At 64.4% G+C, this 379-nt stretch carries 1 protein-coding gene; it reads right to left on the bottom strand.

The window, feature by feature from the left end; all coding sequences use genetic code 11:
- Window positions 1-379 (bottom strand): NAD(P)/FAD-dependent oxidoreductase (locus AB4Y44_RS42515; protein WP_368702830.1); only part of this gene is annotated, 379 nt, incomplete at both ends.

Raw genomic sequence — 379 nt, 5'->3', positions numbered from 1 at the left:
GAGAGCCGGTCGAACGTGAGCTTGCCATCCGGTTTCGGATACTCGATCGGCTTGCACTGCGAAGCGGGTTTCAGCATCTCGTGATCGCGATGCTGGTGATGCAGCGTCCACGGCACGTTGCCGCCCAGCAGCTTCTGCTCGATGCCCACCATCAGCGTGCCCAGGTACAGGCCCTTGCTCATCCACTGCTTGAAGTTGCGCGCCCTGTACAGCTCCGTGTGGAGCCACGACTGCCTGAACGCTTCCGGGTAAGCCGCGAGTTCATCGCTCTGGCGGCCGGCCTGCACGGCTTCGAACGCCGCATCGGCGGCCAGCATGCCGGTCTTGATCGCCGCGTGGCTGCCCTTGATGCGCGAGGCGTTCAGGAAGCCCGCATCGT

Origin of the sequence: Paraburkholderia sp. BR10937 (assembly GCF_040965695.1) — a bacterium.
Lineage (GTDB): Bacteria > Pseudomonadota > Gammaproteobacteria > Burkholderiales > Burkholderiaceae > Paraburkholderia.
The sequence above is the reverse complement of the archived record's forward strand: the minus strand, read 5'-3'. Positions and strand labels throughout refer to the sequence as shown.